The sequence below is a fragment of the Chryseobacterium sp. BIGb0232 genome, assembly GCF_024810195.1.
Lineage (GTDB): Bacteria > Bacteroidota > Bacteroidia > Flavobacteriales > Weeksellaceae > Chryseobacterium > Chryseobacterium pennae.
In genome coordinates this window covers 103,461-121,457 of record NZ_JANUEH010000009.1, presented here as the reverse complement: position 1 = coordinate 121,457, position 17,997 = coordinate 103,461, and the positions used below count along the sequence as shown (strand labels likewise).

Annotated in this window: 14 protein-coding genes and 5 tRNA genes; 14 read left to right on the top strand and 5 right to left on the bottom strand. The window is 36.2% G+C overall.

Features of this window, described 5'->3' with window-relative positions:
* Window positions 1–552 precede the first annotated feature (552 nt).
* The gene (locus tag M2372_RS18545) at window positions 553–3,264 is read left to right on the top strand and encodes a TonB-dependent receptor (RefSeq protein WP_123320211.1); all 2,712 of its coding nucleotides are present in this window, start codon (window positions 553–555) and stop codon (window positions 3,262–3,264) included.
* A gap of 52 nt (window positions 3,265–3,316) precedes the next feature.
* Here M2372_RS18545 and M2372_RS18540 read toward each other — a convergent pair whose 3' ends face one another.
* Window positions 3,317–3,814: a DinB family protein gene (locus M2372_RS18540; RefSeq protein WP_115972097.1), complete on the bottom strand. Its 498-nt coding sequence runs from the start codon at window positions 3,812–3,814 to the stop codon at window positions 3,317–3,319.
* A 213-nt stretch (window positions 3,815–4,027) separates the two neighbouring features.
* On the opposite strand from M2372_RS18540, the gene M2372_RS18535 reads away from it, so the two are divergent.
* The 8 genes from M2372_RS18535 (at window position 4,028) to M2372_RS18500 (ending at window position 13,749) form a co-directional block, all read left to right on the top strand.
* On the top strand, window positions 4,028–4,927 hold the full coding sequence (locus tag M2372_RS18535) for a GLPGLI family protein (protein WP_123320210.1): 900 nt from the start codon (window positions 4,028–4,030) through the stop codon (window positions 4,925–4,927).
* Between the two features lie 135 nt (window positions 4,928–5,062).
* Window positions 5,063–5,317: a FeoA family protein gene (locus M2372_RS18530; protein ID WP_123320209.1), complete on the top strand. Its 255-nt coding sequence runs from the start codon at window positions 5,063–5,065 to the stop codon at window positions 5,315–5,317.
* Window positions 5,317–7,350: a ferrous iron transport protein B gene (gene feoB, locus M2372_RS18525; RefSeq protein ID WP_123320208.1), complete on the top strand. Its 2,034-nt coding sequence runs from the start codon at window positions 5,317–5,319 to the stop codon at window positions 7,348–7,350. Before M2372_RS18530 ends, feoB begins: the two co-directional genes overlap by 1 nt.
* Before the next feature lie 219 nt (window positions 7,351–7,569).
* Window positions 7,570–8,583: a DUF4421 family protein gene (locus M2372_RS18520; RefSeq protein ID WP_123320207.1), complete on the top strand. Its 1,014-nt coding sequence runs from the start codon at window positions 7,570–7,572 to the stop codon at window positions 8,581–8,583.
* Window positions 8,584–8,652: 69 nt separating this feature from the next.
* Window positions 8,653–10,035 (top strand): phosphoglucosamine mutase, encoded by a 1,383-nt coding sequence (gene glmM, locus M2372_RS18515; RefSeq protein ID WP_123320206.1) that lies wholly within the window; start codon window positions 8,653–8,655, stop codon window positions 10,033–10,035.
* A gap of 45 nt (window positions 10,036–10,080) precedes the next feature.
* Entirely contained in the window at window positions 10,081–10,662 is a 582-nt protein-coding gene (locus M2372_RS18510) for a Crp/Fnr family transcriptional regulator (RefSeq protein ID WP_123320205.1), read from the top strand.
* Between the two features lie 522 nt (window positions 10,663–11,184).
* A complete protein-coding gene (locus M2372_RS18505) occupies window positions 11,185–12,156 on the top strand; it encodes a zinc-binding alcohol dehydrogenase family protein (RefSeq protein ID WP_123320204.1) in 972 nt (323 codons plus the stop codon).
* A gap of 210 nt (window positions 12,157–12,366) precedes the next feature.
* On the top strand, window positions 12,367–13,749 hold the full coding sequence (locus tag M2372_RS18500) for a tetratricopeptide repeat protein (protein WP_115972089.1): 1,383 nt from the start codon (window positions 12,367–12,369) through the stop codon (window positions 13,747–13,749).
* Between the two features lie 445 nt (window positions 13,750–14,194).
* Here M2372_RS18500 and M2372_RS18495 read toward each other — a convergent pair whose 3' ends face one another.
* The 3 genes from M2372_RS18495 to M2372_RS18485 form a co-directional block, all read right to left on the bottom strand.
* The gene (locus M2372_RS18495; RefSeq protein ID WP_123320203.1) at window positions 14,195–15,073 is read right to left on the bottom strand and encodes a DMT family transporter; all 879 of its coding nucleotides are present in this window, start codon (window positions 15,071–15,073) and stop codon (window positions 14,195–14,197) included.
* The gene (gene aat, locus M2372_RS18490) at window positions 15,060–15,713 is read right to left on the bottom strand and encodes a leucyl/phenylalanyl-tRNA--protein transferase (RefSeq protein WP_123320202.1); all 654 of its coding nucleotides are present in this window, start codon (window positions 15,711–15,713) and stop codon (window positions 15,060–15,062) included. The genes M2372_RS18495 and aat overlap by 14 nt, the downstream gene beginning before the upstream one ends.
* 61 nt (window positions 15,714–15,774) lie before the next feature.
* A complete protein-coding gene (locus M2372_RS18485) occupies window positions 15,775–16,152 on the bottom strand; it encodes a DUF3127 domain-containing protein (protein WP_045492249.1) in 378 nt (125 codons plus the stop codon).
* Window positions 16,153–16,330: 178 nt separating this feature from the next.
* On the opposite strand from M2372_RS18485, the gene M2372_RS18480 reads away from it, so the two are divergent.
* The 5 genes from M2372_RS18480 (at window position 16,331) to M2372_RS18460 (ending at window position 16,921) form a co-directional block, all read left to right on the top strand.
* Window positions 16,331–16,412 (top strand) — tRNA-Leu (locus M2372_RS18480).
* 4 nt (window positions 16,413–16,416) lie between these two features.
* Window positions 16,417–16,492, top strand: a tRNA-Gly gene (locus tag M2372_RS18475).
* A gap of 6 nt (window positions 16,493–16,498) precedes the next feature.
* Window positions 16,499–16,582, top strand: a tRNA-Leu gene (locus M2372_RS18470).
* A 121-nt stretch (window positions 16,583–16,703) separates the two neighbouring features.
* Window positions 16,704–16,788 (top strand) — tRNA-Leu (locus M2372_RS18465).
* A gap of 49 nt (window positions 16,789–16,837) precedes the next feature.
* A tRNA-Leu gene (locus tag M2372_RS18460) sits at window positions 16,838–16,921 on the top strand.
* Window positions 16,922–16,989: 68 nt separating this feature from the next.
* On the opposite strand, the gene M2372_RS18455 is transcribed toward M2372_RS18460, so the two are convergent.
* The gene (locus M2372_RS18455) at window positions 16,990–17,976 is read right to left on the bottom strand and encodes an AraC family transcriptional regulator (RefSeq protein ID WP_228455748.1); all 987 of its coding nucleotides are present in this window, start codon (window positions 17,974–17,976) and stop codon (window positions 16,990–16,992) included.
* Window positions 17,977–17,997 lie beyond the last annotated feature (21 nt).

Here is a 17,997-nt window from a genome sequence, read left to right as displayed (position 1 = left end):
TAGCAATTGTTTATAGAAATCTTATTTTTTTTATCATTTTGTATAAAAAATACCCTGTAACAGAATTACAGGGTAAAAACACAAAATAGATGAATAAAAATCCATTCTGATGCGAAGATATTATTTTTATTTCACAGGCAGTTTTTATTGAAACTGGATAAATTAAAGAATAAAAGGCAGTTACATTATTTTAATTCAACAGCACGGGAAATATTTTTAAATTTAAAGTTTAAAAACGGATGCCCCTAGAATATTTTTTATTTATAAAAAAATAGTATTTTTTTTATAAATAATTTCAAATTACTGAAAGTAAGGTAGTTATAATTTGTCATTATTCAATTGTTGGTGAATTTTTATATTATTGATTTGTATTTTCTCTTGATATAAATAAGAAAATATCTGGAATTTTTCTGTAACTATACTTTTCCTTTACAAACAAGATAAAATATAAAGAGGTAAAGTGAAAGGATTTAACTTTTAAAACAAAAATATATCTTTAAAGAAAGTGTAACGAAAAACTACAATGATTAACTAATTAGTCAAATAGTGAATATGAAAAAAAATATTTCCTTATTTCTGATGCTTTTTATGATGGTATTCACCTTCGCGCAGAAAACAATTTCCGGGAAAATTATAGATGATGAAGGAGCAGCCATACCAAGTGCCAGTGTAACGATCGAGGAACCGGGTAAAGATGCTATTCTGGCTTATGGAATCACCAATTCCAAGGGAGAATACAAAGTCACTTTTACCTCTTCAGAATCCAATGTGGATCTTAAAGTAAAGGCCTTCAATCAAAAGCCGCTTACAAAGCAAATCAGCAATAGCGAGCAAACCCTGAATTTTAAAATGCAGTCTGAAGCTACAGAAATTAAGGAAGTACAGCTGAAAACCAAAATGATCACTGCCAGAGGAGATACCATTTCCTATGATCTTAAAGCTTTCAACAGTAAAAACGACAGAACCCTTGCCGATGTAATGAAGAAAATTCCGGGAATTGAAGTGAATACAGACGGAACTATTCTTTATCAGGGAAATGCAATCAATAAATTCTATGTCAACGGAAAAGACCTTATGGAAGGCGGCTATGGAACAATCAACAACTCGCTGCCCAAAGATGCTGTACAAAAAGTGGAAGTCCTTGAAAACCACCAGCCGGTAAAGATTCTTCAGGATAAAGTACCTTCAGATCAGGCGGCGATCAATATTAAGCTTAAAAACTCAGTAACCATGACTGGTCGTGGCGAAGTGGGAACAGGCTTTGGAGAACCATGGCTATGGAATGTGAAACTGACTCCTATGTTTTTCGGACAGAAAAGCCAGTGGGTAGTTAACTATAAGACCAATAATATGGGTGAGCAGGTAGAAAATGAGGGGAATATTTTGGCATTCGGAAGTGGATGGGAAGGAAGAAGGTCCAATATTTCCCAGAATAACTGGCTGAGTGTGGAAAATGCGGTAACGCCTGATCTTCCTGTGAAAAGATATTTATTCAATAGTGTACATTATCTTTCAGCGAATTACCTTACCAATATTGATAAGAAAAAAGAATGGGAGCTTAAGGTCAATGCCAATTATACCAATAATGCAGTAGAAAGAGAATCATCAAGCAACACGAATGATTTCCAGCAAAAGACTCAATATGGAACACGGTTTTTAAATAATTTTTATACAGATAAACTAAAAGGCGAGGTTATTTTTACTAAAAATGCAAAGAAAGGGTTCTTCAAAAATACAACTACCTTTTCACAGTACTGGAACGGAGACCGTACCAACGCATACAGAAAAGACAGTGTTTCTGAAAGAAACGGGCTTGAAGCTGTACAATCTCCAACGTCCTCTTTCCAGAACTCATTAAGTACAATTATTCCCTGGAAAGAAAAGATGATCAACCTGAAATCCTATATCAGCTATCAGGATGATAACCAGACTCTGGAGATCTCTCCTGCTAATTATATGCAGATTCCATACAGAAATTCAATCAAAGATTCAATGAAAACGATCGATTTTGTTCCGGGAAGTTTTGCATTACAACGATTCAGAATCAGGACATTAGATACCTCACATTCTGCGAATATAAGCTTTACAAAGAAAGGCTGGACCTTTACTCCACAGGTAGGATTTGATTATTCTACTGATAAACTGGATACTAATTTTGACGGAATTACAACCTCCGGACAACCTGATTTTAACAGCCCGACTTATGAAAACAGCCTGAAATTTACTGAAATTACCCCTTCAGCATCTTTAGGAGTTAATTATAAATCAGAAGCCTGGAGCCTATTTGCCAGTTTTCCGGTAAACTTTAATAACATTAAGGCAGATGATGTTATTAGAAACGTTTCAAAAACATTGAATAAAACGACATTCACTCCTAATATTTTTGTGCAGTATTCATTTGCTTCTTTCTTTAAAGCAAGTGTCAATGGAAATATCAGTAATAACTTTGGAGATATAAAGACTGCTTACGGCGGATATATTATGACCAATCCGGGAAGTTTCAGCGTCATGAACCCGAACAACCCGATTCCTCAGACCACTACAAAAAGTTTAGGTGCAAGATTAGAATACAGAAACCCGTTGAATAACCTTTTCTTCAATGTAGGAAGCAGAATAGGGGATACCAAAAATAATCTTATCTCCTCCATTTTTGTCAATCCATTTGGATTCAGAGTGACTGAATATCTGGAAAGAGAAAATAAGAGAACCAGCAACAGCTATTATGCAGAAATAGGAAAATATTTTCCAAAATTTAAAACCAATGCTTCTTTTACATTTAACAATACCCTGTCTAAATCACAGTTAATAAGAAATACTGCTTTTATTGATAACAAGACCATTGCAAACACAATAGGCTTTAAATTCAATAATAACTATTTTTCATGGATGAGTGTAGACTTTAACGCCTCTCAAACATGGAATAAGCAGTCTAACATCTTCATGACAGGAAATTTAGGAAAAAGCGAAGGGTACACCCATAACCTGAATGTCTTCTTTTATCCGATAGAAAACCATACCATTGGATTTTATTGGGATCAGATCAATTCAAAATCAGGCGATGCAAAGTATAATAACGGATTCTTTGACCTTTCCTATCAGTTTTCCTGGGCTAAGAAGAAAGTAGATTTTGAATTGAAATGGATGAATATTGCCAATAGAAAAGTATTTGAAAAAATTGATTTTGACAATGCTGCGATTACTTCCACCTCCATGCAGCTCCGCCCTAGCCAGGTCATGTTTACTGTAAAATTCAACTTTAAATAAAATAAAAAAACCAATCCGAGCGGATTGGTTTTTTATTGAGATATATAAGGACTTAAAAAGCCTGGTGATCAGCAGAAGGACCATAGCTTCCCGGTAAAGGAATATCATTGATCCTGTAATACACGCCTAATTGTGCCCTGTGATGGGTAATCTGATTAAGCGCATGACGGATGGATTCATATTTAGACCATTTTGCAAGCTCTTCTCCATTGTTTTTCAGCGCCCAGCTTGCAGTAAGGTCATTCTCATTTGCACTTTCCAGAGCCTCTTTTCCAGATTTAAAATTCTGATCAAGAGTTTGAAGAAGGTCTGCCTTCGTAGAAAGCTGTTTAGGTTGATAATCTCCTTTGCCAAAATCAAGCTCTGAAGTGGTAAGCATAGTGTTGGGCCATTCAAAAACTTCAGCGATGTGAGTGGCAAGGGGCAACATTTTCATGCTTTTCTCATGAGGAGCATAATCATTTTTTTCTTCAGGATAAATTTCAAAGAATTTTCTGGTCGTCTGATATTCAGCTTCCAGCTCATTTTTAAATTGCGATAGAGTATCCATAATATTTTGTTTTTGAGAAGTTTAAAGGTAAAAATTTTATATCTTAAAATGTTTTAAGAGAATCATAATTTTTATACATTCCTTAATTTTATAGTGGAAATTACGGTTTTCTCAGATTAATTTCCCCCTTCCTGATTTTATCTTTTAAAAAATAAATTGAAGAAAAACTGTAACAAATTCTTAACAGTGATTACTAATTATTAAAATTGAGGAATGAAAAAGCTATTTTCAGTATTTCTTATCATACTTTTTGCCTTTGCTAATGCTCAGGGCAGCAAAGAAACGGCAAACCGATTCTTTTATGAATTAACCTTTAAGCCGAAGAAAGATTCTGCAAAACTGGACAAGCTCATTACAATTTTGGATATTACGCCCAAAAAGTCCATTTATCAGGATTATACCATGCCCGCTCAGGATTCTATTATCAGGCTTGCTGTTGAGGAAATGGAGAAAGCAAAAGTATGGAAAGATATTTCTAAACTTATCAAGACTCCTAAATTTGCTTACAAGATTGTAAAAACTTATCCGGAAATGAAACAACAGTATCTTGATAGAGTAAGCATGAATTTATTTGGATATGATGCTCCAGTTAAGTTTGTTTGGAATATCCAGCCGGAAAAACAGAAAATAGGAGAATACAATACCCAGAAAGCAACTACAGAATATGGAGGTCGAAAATGGACTGCATGGTTCAGTTCAGATATTCCTTTTCAGGATGGTCCGTATAAATTCTATGGCCTTCCGGGGCTCATCGTTAAGATTGAAGATGATGAGAAAAACTATTCATGGATGCTGAGCGGAAATAAGAAGATTGAAAATTATGAGGAACTAACCTATTCGGATAAGATCAATGCGAAATATGGTGTTTCCAATACAGTGACATCTACTACAAAAGAAAAATTTGACAAAGCATACGCCAGCTTTAAGCAGGATCCAATGGCTGAAATCCGCCAGAAAGTGAGCCCCGAAATGATGAACATGAAAATGCCGGGATCAGATGTTACCATTGGAGATGCACTTAAAAAGCAAGAGAAGATGGCTAAGGATTACTTTAACTCAAATGATAATCCGATTGAAAAAGAGCAGGATTCTCCTGATAAAAAGAAAAAATAAGCATTCATATCAACTAAATTATATTCCGAGTCAACCCAGGTACAGTAATGTATTTGGGTTGATTCTTTTTATAGCCAAAACGTTATTTAGATTAAATTTAAATAGCGTATATTTGCGCTACAAAATAATAGGGCTTTGAAAGAGAAAGAATTACATAAATTAAGTGGATTTCCTAAAAACAAAATGGGAAAGATATTGGGATATGATAATGACCATCTGAAAATGCCCAATAAAATTATTGAAATGGGACTTCTTCCGGAGACCATTTTCAGAATTTTATACCAGGCTCCGTTTAATGGACCGATGTATGTGGAATTTGGAGCCGAAAAAAGCCGGATTGCTCTTCGTGAGGAAGAAGGAGATTATATCATTGTTGAAGAATTGAATTAATGCAGGCAAACAAGAAAAAACAGATACTTTTAGTCGGAAATCCTAATGTAGGAAAATCAACGGTTTTCAATGCGCTTTGTAACAAAAAGCAGAAAACCGGAAATTATGCAGGGGTTACCGTTGCAAGCCATTCAGGAAATTATACGCATAAGAATGAGGACGTCGAAGTCATTGACCTTCCAGGTTCTTACAGCGTTTATCCAAGTTCAGAAGATGAGGCTATTTTTTCAAAATACCTTATTGATGAACAAAAGAACTATGCAGGAGTTGTTTATATTCTTGAAGCATTAAGCTTAAAGAGAGGTCTTCTTCTATTTCAGCAGATTCAGGATCTTGGAATCCCGATGATTCTGATCGTTAACCAGATCGACCAGGCGGAAAGAAGAGGAATCACCATAGATGTTCAGAAATTTTCTGAGGCATTAGGAATTAAGATTATTCAAACCAATGCAAAGGAACAGATTGGGATTGATGAAGTGAGAGAAGCTGTTTATAACAGTACATTCGTAAAGGCGGATAAAGTTTCTTTTGAAACACCAAACGAACATAAAGATTTTATTCAGAAACTTGTCTCTCAAAAAGGGTTTGATAATGAATATAAGGCCTGGATGAGTCTTTCACTGGGAACAAACCTTGAAAAAATAGATCCTGAAATGGATCAGATCAATAGTTCTGATGTTAAAAGTTTGGTTCCTAAAAGATTACAGGTTCAGGAGACCGTTAGGAGATATCAGAATGTAGATAAAATATTAGACAACGTTATTTCCAAACAGCCTCAGTTCAAAGAATTGCTCACAGAGAAACTGGATAAAGTTTTGGTGCACAAATTCTGGGGATATGTGGTTTTCTTACTGATTTTATTGGTGATATTCCAAAGCGTTTTTTTCCTTGCAGAATATCCGATGAATTGGATTGAAGAGCTTTTCTCGTGGCTGTCAGCTTTTGCAGGAGAACATCTTCCGGAAGGACCAATCAATTCATTGATTTCTAACGGGATTGTTCCGGGAATAGGAGGAATTGTAGTCTTTGCACCACAGATTGGTATTTTACTGTATTTCCTTTATTTATTGGAAGATTCAGGATATATGGCTAGAGTTGTTTTTCTGATGGATAGGCTTCTTCGTCCATTTGGATTAAATGGTAAAAGTATTGTACCCCTTGTTTCAGGAACCGCTTGTGCAATTCCGGCAGTGATTTCCACAAGAAATATTGAAAACGTGAAGGAAAGATTACTGACGATATTGGTAACTCCTTTTATGACGTGCTCTGCAAGACTTCCGGTATACAGTATTATCATCGGATTAATTATTTCAGAAGGATCGTTTTTAGGAATAAAATATAAAGCTTTGGTTCTGATGGGAATGTATCTTTTAGGATTCTTAGTGGCTTTATTCTCTGCAGCTATTCTGAAAAGATTCATTAAAGACAGTGGAAAAACATATTTGGTAATGGACCTTCCTGCTTATAAAAAACCACTTTTCGGATATGATCTTAAAATGGTTTTAGGGAAAGTATGGGATTTCATTACCGGAGCCGGAAAAATAATCTTTATTGTAAGTATTATTATCTGGGTTTTAAGCTATTTCGGGCCAAAACAACAACCGAATGAGTTTGTTGCTTCAGACGTTCACTTAGATCATTCTTATCTGGCCAAAATGGGTAAAGGAATAGAACCGCTGATCGCTCCACTGGGATACGATTGGAAAATGGGAGTAGGAATCCTGACCAGCTTCGTAGCAAGAGAAGTATTCGTAGGCACTATGTCAACGCTGTATAGTCTTGAGGATGATGCTCCGGAAGTAAAGGTAATTGATAAAATGAGAAGAGATGTAAAGCCCAATGGAGAAAAAGTCTTCAGCTTTGCAACCGGAATTTCCGTTCTTCTGTTTTATGCGTTTGCAATGCAGTGTATTTCTACACTTGCAGTAGTCTATAGAGAAACCAAAAGTTGGAAATGGACAGGCTTTCAGGTAGCTATGATGACAGGTTTGGCATATTTTGTGTCGATGATAGTATATCAAATTTTAAAATAATGGACTCTTCCTTAGTTATTCAGTATGTACTTATTGCTTTATTGGTAGTATTTGCCTGCTATTCTTTATTCAAAGTGCTTAAAAAGAATTTTGCCCCTAAAAAATTCAGCTCTAAAAGATCAAGCTGCGATAAAGATTGCGGTTGTTCTTAATATAAAACTCACATGGATAATTGAAAAAAATGTAGTATTTTCATTTTTTTAATTTAAAATATCCAGATTGAGTCTTACAAAAGGAATATTTGTTGTATTATTTTTACTGTTGGTCATTCAGGTCGATGCACAAAGAGATACCACAGATATTAAATCTTACGCAGATCAGGTGATGATTCGCGCCAATCTGGATACCAATATTGAAAGCTATATCTTTACAGAAGGCGAAAAAGGAAATGAAAAAAAACAGATTTTCTCCATCAATAATAAAACAAAAGTTTCATTCTCCGTAGACTATAGGATTATAAGTGCTACCATATCCTTTGCACCCCGTTTCTTTGAAGGGAATAATGACAATGATCTGAAAGGAAATAGTTCTTATACAGACTTTAGTGTCAGATTTTTCCCCAATAGACTGATCCAGAATCTTTATTACAAAAATGTAAAAGGCTTTTATATTGAAAATATGAAAGAGCTCTTTCCAGCTTGGAAGGAAGGAGATTATTATATGCAATTCCCGGATTTAAGAGTACAAAGCTTCGGAGGCTCTACGGCCTATATTCTTAATAAAAACTTTTCTGCAAGAAGTATCTACACCCAGGGCGAATGGCAAAAGAAAAGCAGTGGCAGCTGGGTTCCGTTTCTGGATTATGACCTTACTATTTTAAGAAATAAAATAGAAGATCAGAAAGCCAAAGAAACACAGTATAAATTAGGAGCCAATATGGGCTATTTCTATAACTGGGTACTTGGAAAAAATGTAAATATTGCACCTTATCTTGCTCTCGGACTCGGAGGGAAGTTTTCAACCTATCGCGATGTTTTTGGGGATGGTTCGATAAAGAACGTCCAATATCTGACGTTAAGAATGGAAGGAGGTCTTCATATAGGATACAATACAGACCGGTTTTTATTTGGCGGGAAAATGAATTTCAGTGCCTATGCCTATAACCAGACAAGAAATCAGGCCGTACAGAATAACAGCCTGTATGGTTTACTGTACATAGGTTATCGTTTTGCTCCTCCAAGAGTTGTAAAGAATACTTATGATAAAGTTCAAAAAAAGATTCCTGTTTTATAAGGTCAATGTCTTTTTAAGTATCTTTGTTTCGCATAAATTATTACACTAATCAATAAGAAATAAAACAGAATGTCGTTAATAAAATCTATTTCGGGAATTCGCGGAACCATCGGTGGAAAAGTAAATGATAACTTGACACCATTAGATGTGGTAAAATTCGCTTCCGCATTCGGAACATGGCTTCAGAATAATAAAAATAAAAAAGACTTAACACTGGTTATCGGAAGAGATGCCAGAATCTCAGGACAGATGGTCTCTTCACTGGTAACAGCAACATTACAGGGATTAGGAATCAATGTGGTTGATTTAGGACTTTCTACAACCCCTACTGTAGAAATAATGGTTCCTGAGCTGAAAGCAGACGGTGGAATTATCCTTACCGCATCTCACAATCCAAAACAATGGAATGCCCTTAAGCTTTTAAACGAAAAAGGAGAATTCATCACGGGTGAAAACGGAGCAGATGTACTTGCATTGGCTGAAAGCGAAGATTTCAATTATGCAGAAGTAGATCATCTTGGAAAATATGAGACCAGAGAAGATGCTTTTGATATTCATATTCAGCAGATCCTTGATTTGCCAATGGTAGATGTAGAAGCCATTAAAGCTAAAAACTTTAAAGTGGTGTTGGACGCTGTAAACTCTACAGGAGGAATTGCCATTCCAATGCTATTAGATAAATTAGGTTGTGAAACGGTTAAATTATACTGCGAACCAACAGGTCATTTTCCACATAACCCGGAGCCGTTAAAAGAACACTTGGGAGATATCTGTGAATTGGTAAAAAAAGAAAAAGCAGATGTAGGAGTTGTGGTAGATCCGGATGTAGACAGACTGGCTCTGATTGATGAAAAAGGAGAAATGTTCGGTGAAGAATATACATTGGTAGCCGTTGCCGATTATTTACTAAAACATAAAAAAGGAGCTGCAATTTCTAACCTTTCTTCAAGCCGTGCATTGAGAGATGTTGCGCAGTCACAAAATTCAGAATACTTTGCAAGTGCTGTAGGAGAAGTAAATGTGGTTACCTTAATGAAAGAGAAAAACGCCGTAATCGGTGGAGAAGGAAACGGAGGAATTATCTATCCGGATCTTCACTACGGAAGAGACTCTTTAGTAGGTGTGGCCTTATTCCTTACCCATCTGGCAAAAGAAAATAAGACAGTTTCCGAATTGAGAGCAGGATATCCAAGTTATTTCATGGGTAAAAAGAAAATAGAACTGACTCCGGAGATCGATGTAGATGCTATCCTAAGTAAAATGGAGAAAGAATATGAAAACGAAGATGTTTCTACTGTTGACGGTGTGAAAATTGACTTCGAAAACAATTGGGTACATCTTAGAAAATCCAATACAGAGCCGATCATCAGAATTTATACAGAAGCAAAATCTCAGGAAGAAGCTGATCAATTAGGAGATGACATCATCGCGAAAATTAAAAGTTTAATTTAAATACTTTATAAGAACGGACTTGTTCCGTTCTTTTTTTATACCCGAATGTTTGAACACATCAAAAACAGATTCCCTTTTCCAAAAGAAAAATGGAGAAAATTTTTAGGCAACTTCGAACGGATGGAAGTTCCTGCTAAAACCCTGCTTCTAAACGAAGGTGAGGTTTCAAATAATGCGTTCTATCTTGAAAAAGGAATTGTGAGAGCCTGGTATAATAATGATGGTAAAGATGTTACCTTTCAGTTTTTTCTTGAAAACACAATGTTTTCTTCTCTGGAAAGTTTTAAAAAAGGTCTTCCCAGCATGGTCTCCTTTGAAACAGTGGAACCCTGTATTTTATATAAAATTAAAAAGCCTGATGTAGAAGCATTTCTTGAAGAGGCTTACGAAACCCCCGAACTCAGAAACCTATTGATGGACGCTCTGTTTGAAAGAATCTTCGATTATATGAAGCATTTCTTTTCCTTCATAAAAGATACCCCACAGCAGCGGTATATTCAGCTTACCCAGCAAAAACCGGAAATCATCAAAAGAGTTCCCCAGCATTATATTGCTTCTTACCTGGGTATTACCACTGTGCATCTTAGCAGAATAAAGTCTAAAATATTGAAAGAGGAGAGTTCTTAAGCTGGAAGATGGAAGATGGATGCTGGATGCGGGAAGTTTCTCGCAGACGGTATGCAGATGAAGGAACAAATGAATTAGATTTTAACGCAGCTGCAAAGAATTTAAAAATGATGCTCATAAAACGTACGCAAAGGTGTTTCACTCAACGATGTTCGCATTCTTAGCTGAGCGAAGCGCCCTTGCGGACAAAAAATAAAACAGCATGATGAAGAACCTTGTGGTCTTCGCGTTTTAGTTTTTTCACAAGAATCTTTAACGCAGTGTATGCAAAGAATTAAAAATAATATTTATAAAAACGTTCGCAAGGGTGTTTCACTTAGCAATGTTCGTCTTCTTAGCTGAGCAAAGAAAAAATAAAACATAACCATAAAACCCTTGCAACCCTTGCGTTTTTATCCTTTTCACTTATACTCACGACTCATATAACCTCCAGCCTCCCTCTTCCAGCCTTTCTTCAACTGATAACAAATGTTATCGTCTCACGGTTTTCCTCGTCATAATTTTGTACAAAAATTTAAAACAATGAAAGCAGCAGTAGTATTTGAAAAAGGAGGTATTCCTCAGTATGCAGATTTTTCTGAGCCGGTAATATCCAATGAAAATGAAGTATTGGTTACGGTAAAAGCAGCATCCATTAAAAATCTTGATAAAGCAAGGGCCAGTGGAAAGCATTATTCTACAGAAAATGAAGATCATCAGCCAACAGTTGTAGGTTCAGATGGAGTAGGGATGCTCGAAGATGGGACAAAAGTATATTTTTTCAGTAAAAAAGGAACCGTTGCAGAAAAAGCAATTGCAGACAAGAAAATGATGGTTAATGTTCCTGATGGACTTGATTTTTCCATTGCCGCAGCCCTTCCCAATGCAGTGATGGGATCGGCGATGGCATTAAAATTCAAAGCGGGTATACAACCGGGAAGTGTTGTTCTGGTAAATGGAGCAACCGGAATTACAGGCAGAATAGCGGTTCAGATTGCGAAGGTATATGGAGCCTCAAAAATTATTGTTACCGGAAGAAACGAAGAATCTCTGCAGGCACTCCGTGAACTGGGAGCAGATGAGGCTGTTTCCCTGCAGTTAAGTGACGAAGATTTTAAAAAGAAAATAAAGGAAATTCATAATGAAACTCCTATTGATATTGTTATCGATTATATCTGGGGCCATTCTGTAGAAATGATTTTATCAGCATTTAAAGGAGACGGAACATTTTCTCATAAAACAAAACTGATTACTATTGGCGGGATGAGCAGCGATACGATTCAGCTGTCTTCTCAGATTCTAAGATCGACAGATATCCAGATTTCAGGATCAGGATTGGGAAGCTGGACAAAAGAAGAATCAGCACTGTTATTTTCAGAAATTATTCCCGAAATGTTTCAGGCTGCCGTGGAAGGAAAAATTAAAATAGAAACAGAAGAGGTGTATATAAAAAATATCGAAAATGCATGGAATGCTGAGATACAAACAGGAAAAAGGCTCGTAATAAAAATTTAACCCCCAATTTTCGTTTTTTTATCCACAATCCTTTTATCGGTTTTCTTTTTTTACTATTTTTATAATAGAAATTTATGAAAAGGATATTTCAAAAAAAAGTTGCAACTTTGCATAAATATTTGAATATCAGTTTCAGATATATTATTAATTAATAAAGTTTGCCGGGGTCTGCAAGCAAATTCAGGCATCGGGCCGACAAAGAGGACACTATTGGAAGAGTATTTTGGAAATGAACTTGTAAAAAAGTTCGAAGAAATGATGGAAAACAATGACGAATTCTACTTCGATACTGAGGAGTTGGAAGATATCATTGTTTATTATTTGGAGCTGGGTGATTTTAATTACGCTGACAGAGCTGTTAATTATGGACTAAAGCTTCACCCCAATTCATTAGATATCAAGATCAAAAAACTTGAAATCCTTCTGGAGTGGGAAGAATATAATACAGCGAAAGATCTTATTGATGAGTTAAAAGGTTCTTCCATGGAGAATACAGACTTTTTAGTTTGCTACGCTAAGTATTATTCGAACCTGGGTAACCCTAGAAAATCCATTGAAATCTGTAAAAAAGCTCTTACGCTGGAGGAAGAAGAAAACTTTCTTCACAACTTTATTGCAGATGAATATGTAAATCTGGGTGATCCTTTTAACGCTCTTAAACATTACAGAAAAGCACTTAAAGAAGATCCTACGGATGAATATTCGCTGGAAAATGCAATGGTGTGCTTCAGTGATTTGAATAAGAGTGAGGAAGCTATTGCCTTTCTTAATGAATATTTAGATGAATTTTCTTATTCTGAAACCGCATGGTTTGAATACGGACAATTCTACTTCAACCGAAAGAACTTCGATGAAGCCATAAAAGGATATGATTATCTATTGGCTATCAATTCAAATTCTGTAGGAGTATATGCCAATAAAGCAGCATGTTATGAGGCTTTAGGACAATACCAAAAAGCTATTGATACCTATGAGGAAATGCTTGAACTGGAATATACCAAAGCATTTACTTTTTATAAAATCGGATTGTGCAACAAAGCATTAAAGCAGCCTATTTTAGCTTTAAATTCTTTTCAGAAATCGTTGAGAGAAGACCCTCAGTTTTATCTGGCGATGATGGAGCAGTCTTATTTATATGAAGAAATGGGTGGTATGTCTGAAGCACTTCATTTTGCTAAGGAAGCAACACAGTTGAATGAAAATAATCTTGATTATCAGAAAAGATTAGCATTCCTGTTCATTGATTCAGGGAAATTTGAAGAAAGTCTTGCCTGTCTTAAAAAACTGGTAGACGCTGAACCATCAAGGTTTTACAACTGGTATGCTTACTCAGAAGTTCTTATGCTTGTAGGGGAATATGAAGACGCTGTTACTGTTTTAAATGCAGCAATAAAACATCATGACAGAGCAGAGCTATACTATCAGTTAAGTAACTGTTTTTTCAATCTGAAAGATCAGGACAAAGGAATAGAATCCCTTCAGAAAGCTTTAGAGCTGGATCCGTCTCTGGTAAAGGATATGCAGAAGAAATACCCGTTCATCAAAGATGAGGTGAAAAAGGTGAAGGTGAGTAAAGTAAAGAAAAAGAACTAAACATACTCCAAATAACGAAAAAGTCTGCAGAAATGCAGGCTTTTTTTATTGATAAACGAAGCTCGAAACTGGGAGATGGAAAAGAAATCGGAGAATAATTATTGTCCTTTCTGTTTAATCATTTTTTAGGGAGGTTTTGAAGTAAGAACCATTAATGAACCGGAGTTCAGATTAGGATATTTTTTTATTTTTTAACGCTAAGAATACGCAAAGAAGCATCAAATTATACGAATATTTTTCGCCGGCAAGGGCACCTCATTCGGCAAAGAATACGAACATAGCTAAGTGAAACGCCTTTGCGAACGAAATTTTTTCAATCAAACCCTTTGTGAGCTTTGCGTTAAAATAATTCTGGAATAACCATTAACAAATAATCAGTTAATCATATCACTAAAAGTAACTTACAGCCTCCTTCTTCCAGCTTCCAGTCTTTTCAACTAGACCTTTATTTCTTCGGATTACTTCTTAAAAAGATCAGCCCGGCAATAATAATTCCCGCACCTATAAATTGGAAAACAGTTAGTTTTTCACCATCAATGAGACCCCAAATAATAGCGACAATAGGCATGATAAGCGTGACCGTTGAGGCGAAAAGAGGGGTGGAAACTTTTAATAACCGATAATTCATGGTCATAGCAAGCCCGGTTCCAAAAATAGAAAGTAAACTTACAAACATAAGCCCAAGCATATTGTCCTTTGAAAAACTGAACTCAGAAAAAAAACCTGTACTTGTAAGGGCAATAATGGAAGGAAAAATTAAAACAAAAGAAAATATAAAAGAAGATAAAACTACGGAAGAAACCTCCATAAGCTTTGATTTTACGGTGGTTGTACTCACAGCATAGCATAAGGTAGCCAGTAATAACAGTAAAATTGGGATTATTTTAAGTTCACCACTATCACCACCGCCAAAAGCCAGAATACAGACTCCTGTAAAGCTTATCAGCGTTCCTATGATCTGTTTCTTTGTGGTTTCAAACTTCCATACCAAAGCTCCTACAATAATTACAAAAATGGGCATCATAGAGTTGATGATTCCTGCAATGCTGCTGCTGACTTCTGTTTCTGCAATAGGAAACAGGAACATAGGGATGAAGTTTCCGGTAAAAGCAGCCAGGATAAGCCACTTCAAGTGCCTCTTCGGAAAAAGTTTATAATTGGATATGGCAATTGGCAGCAGAACAATACCGGCAATAAGGACTCTTAGTGACCCTACCTGATACGGGTTGAAATGATCCAGTGATTTTTTGATCAAAATAAAAGAAGATCCCCAAATAATACTCAGGATTGTCAGAAGAATCCATTTTTCTTTATCTGCGTTCATTGTTTTCGTGTAGGATTTTTAAAAATTCTTTCTTAGGAATCATTTTTGCCCCCAGGCTTTCTAGGTGTTCGGTATGAGACTGGCAGTCAATTAATTCAATATAATCTTTATTGCTTTCTACAAAGTGAATAAATCCGGCTTTTGAGGCATTACTTACTTTTGTAAACATACTTTCACCACAGAAAACATTACCAATCTGTAAACCGTAAAAACCACCTACCAATTCTCCATCCTGCCATACTTCAATGCTTCTGGCCAGACCATATTCATGAAGTTGAATGAAAGAATTCATAAGCTCATCAGAAAGCCAGGTTCCGGATTGCCCTTTTCGTTCAGTTTGCTGACAGTTTTTGATGACCTCTCTGAAGTTTTTGTTTTCCGAAAAAGTAAAAATATTCCTGTTCAGGATTTTTCTCATCGATTTGGAAACCTTTATTTCATCTGGAACCAGAACAAATCTGGGATCCGGGCACCACCATAGAATTTCCTCTTCCGGATTGTACCAGGGGAAGATACCCAATTGATAAGCGAACCAAATGCGTTCTACAGACAAATCTCCACCAAAGGCAATCAGCCCGTCATGTCCATCATACACTTCCGGATCAGGAAATGAAATCTCATTTTCGTCTAGTCGGACCATTTTTTGGAAAAAAAATCCCACTTTTAAGAAAGCAGGATTATATTTGATTTTAATTCTTTAATTAGAAAGGTAAATCGTCATCATCGTCTCCAGCAAACGGATTTTCGTTGGAAACAGGAGATGCTGATTGCTGAGGCATAGCCTGAGTAGGTTCTGATCCATTATCAAAAACCTTCTCTACTTTCCATCCTGTAATAGAGTTGAAGTATTTAGTTTCACCCTGTGGAGAAACCCATTCTCTACCTCTGATGTTGATTCCTATTTTTACGTTTTCACCTTCTTTAAGGTTATCTAATAAACTAATTTTATCAGACAAAAATTCTATGTTTATCGGCTGTGGATACTGTTCCTGGGTTAAAATAACCAATTCTCTTTTTTGAAATCCACTTGCAAATGTTTGAGTTTCAAAAAGTTTCTTTACCGTTCCTTGTAATTCCATATCGTAATTATTAACGATGTAAAAGTAAGAAAATGAAATGTAATAATAGCTGCTGCTGAAAAAAAATCTGGAAATTTTAATTTTTTTCCTGAAAAAGTTTGGAGGTAAAGGAAATTGTCCTATATTTGCACTCACAAAAACGAAGCAAGCTCTTTAAAACTTACAATACAAAAAACCAGCGGATGTGGTGTAATTGGTAGCCACGCCAGACTTAGGATCTGGTGCCGTGAGGCGTGGGGGTTCGAGTCCCTTCATCCGCACTATGCGAAAATAGCTCAGCTGGTAGAGCACAACCTTGCCAAGGTTGGGGTCGCGGGTTCGAATCCCGTTTTTCGCTCCACACCATGCCCTGGTGGTGGAACTGGTAGACACGCAGGACTTAAAATCCTGTGTCCGCAAGGACGTACGGGTTCAAGTCCCGTCTGGGGTACAAAGCCCTCTGTATTTGCTACGGAGGGTTTTTTGTTTATATAGAGAGTGTTCTTTAATAGAATTTCTTATATTTGTAAGAGAATTGATTTTGAATCTGTGAAAACAGATCAATATAACCAGCGGATGTGGTGTAATTGGTAGCCACGCCAGACTTAGGATCTGGTGCCGTGAGGCGTGGGGGTTCGAGTCCCTTCATCCGCACCATACAAACAATAGGATTTGCTTTCAAATCCTTTTTTTGTACCACACACCGGCCCTGGTGGTGGAACTGGTAGACACGCAGGACTTAAAATCCTGTGTCCGCAAGGACGTACGGGTTCAAGTCCCGTCTGGGGTACAAAACCCTCTGTATTTTGAATACGGAGGGTTTTTTGTTTCTTTATTTTACCTGAATTTTATCTCCTTTTAATTTTTACGATAATAGCTGGGACCAACCCCAACTTCGTTCTTAAAAGCCACGCTAAATGACGAGGGAGAAGCATATCCCAAATGATAGCCAATCTCTTTAATGGAGAAATCAGAATTTTTAAGCAGATAAAGTGCTTCCTTCATTCTAAGTTTTGAAGCATAGTGGAAAACACCATCCCCAAACAGCTCTTTAAATCCGTTTTTTAATTTAAATTCATTAATACCAAATTTGATAGAAAGCTGTTCAATGGTGTAAAACGATTTTAGGTTTCCTTCTATAAAATCTTTTACGGCCATCAGGGTGTGAATTTCAGCATTGCTGATGGCGGTTTTGCTTTTTGTTTCAGTTTTGTTTTCCTCTTTTTTTGCAAATTCAAAGATGAGCAGAAGAAGGCTTAGTATTTTACTTTTAATAAAATAATCTTTGTAAAACCCCTCCAGACTACATTTTTTGATTTCCAGTAAAATACCCATCATTTGTGGGGTGATAGGGAGGCCCTCTGGGAATAAACTGGCAGGCTGGTTCTGGTCTATTTTGTAAATAAAATCCTGTAATGCACCGCTGCTCTCTGCCAATTGATGAAAGTAATCCTTGGAGACGTAAATATCAAGATTTTTGTAAGAGATCTCTTTCTGGAAATCTATTTGTACATCAGCATTTTCCGGAGTAAAATAAATATAATGATGAAACAGTTTATATTCTCCGGGCTTCCCATCAACCAGATCCCTGATGACTTCTGCTCCGTCAAGGAAAAAAGCCAGCTCAATATATTTTATGGTTTCTGTACGAAACTTCATCGTATAATCCGTGATATAAGAAAACTGATATTCTTTTACCAAAAATTCATCCCCTTCATATAAAGTCAGAGTTTCAAATGTTCCAAGCTCATTAACGAAAGTTTCGGGCACGCTGCTGCGATGATTTTCTCCGAAAAAATCCAAAATCTGTCTTGCTATCGTATGGTTCGGTACAATCTCTCCCAAAATCTAAAGTCTTTATCCTAA

Coding starts and splice junctions, on each gene's coding strand:
- M2372_RS18545 (WP_123320211.1), top strand. CDS start 553: ATGAAAAAAAATATTTCCTTATTTCTGATGCTTTTTATGATGGTATTC.
- M2372_RS18540 (WP_115972097.1), bottom strand. CDS start 3,814: ATGGATACTCTATCGCAATTTAAAAATGAGCTGGAAGCTGAATATCAG.
- M2372_RS18535 (WP_123320210.1), top strand. CDS start 4,028: ATGAAAAAGCTATTTTCAGTATTTCTTATCATACTTTTTGCCTTTGCT.
- feoB (WP_123320208.1), top strand. CDS start 5,317: ATGCAGGCAAACAAGAAAAAACAGATACTTTTAGTCGGAAATCCTAAT.
- glmM (WP_123320206.1), top strand. CDS start 8,653: ATGTCGTTAATAAAATCTATTTCGGGAATTCGCGGAACCATCGGTGGA.
- M2372_RS18510 (WP_123320205.1), top strand. CDS start 10,081: ATGTTTGAACACATCAAAAACAGATTCCCTTTTCCAAAAGAAAAATGG.
- M2372_RS18505 (WP_123320204.1), top strand. CDS start 11,185: ATGAAAGCAGCAGTAGTATTTGAAAAAGGAGGTATTCCTCAGTATGCA.
- M2372_RS18495 (WP_123320203.1), bottom strand. CDS start 15,073: ATGAACGCAGATAAAGAAAAATGGATTCTTCTGACAATCCTGAGTATT.
- aat (WP_123320202.1), bottom strand. CDS start 15,713: ATGGTCCGACTAGACGAAAATGAGATTTCATTTCCTGATCCGGAAGTG.
- M2372_RS18485 (WP_045492249.1), bottom strand. CDS start 16,152: ATGGAATTACAAGGAACGGTAAAGAAACTTTTTGAAACTCAAACATTT.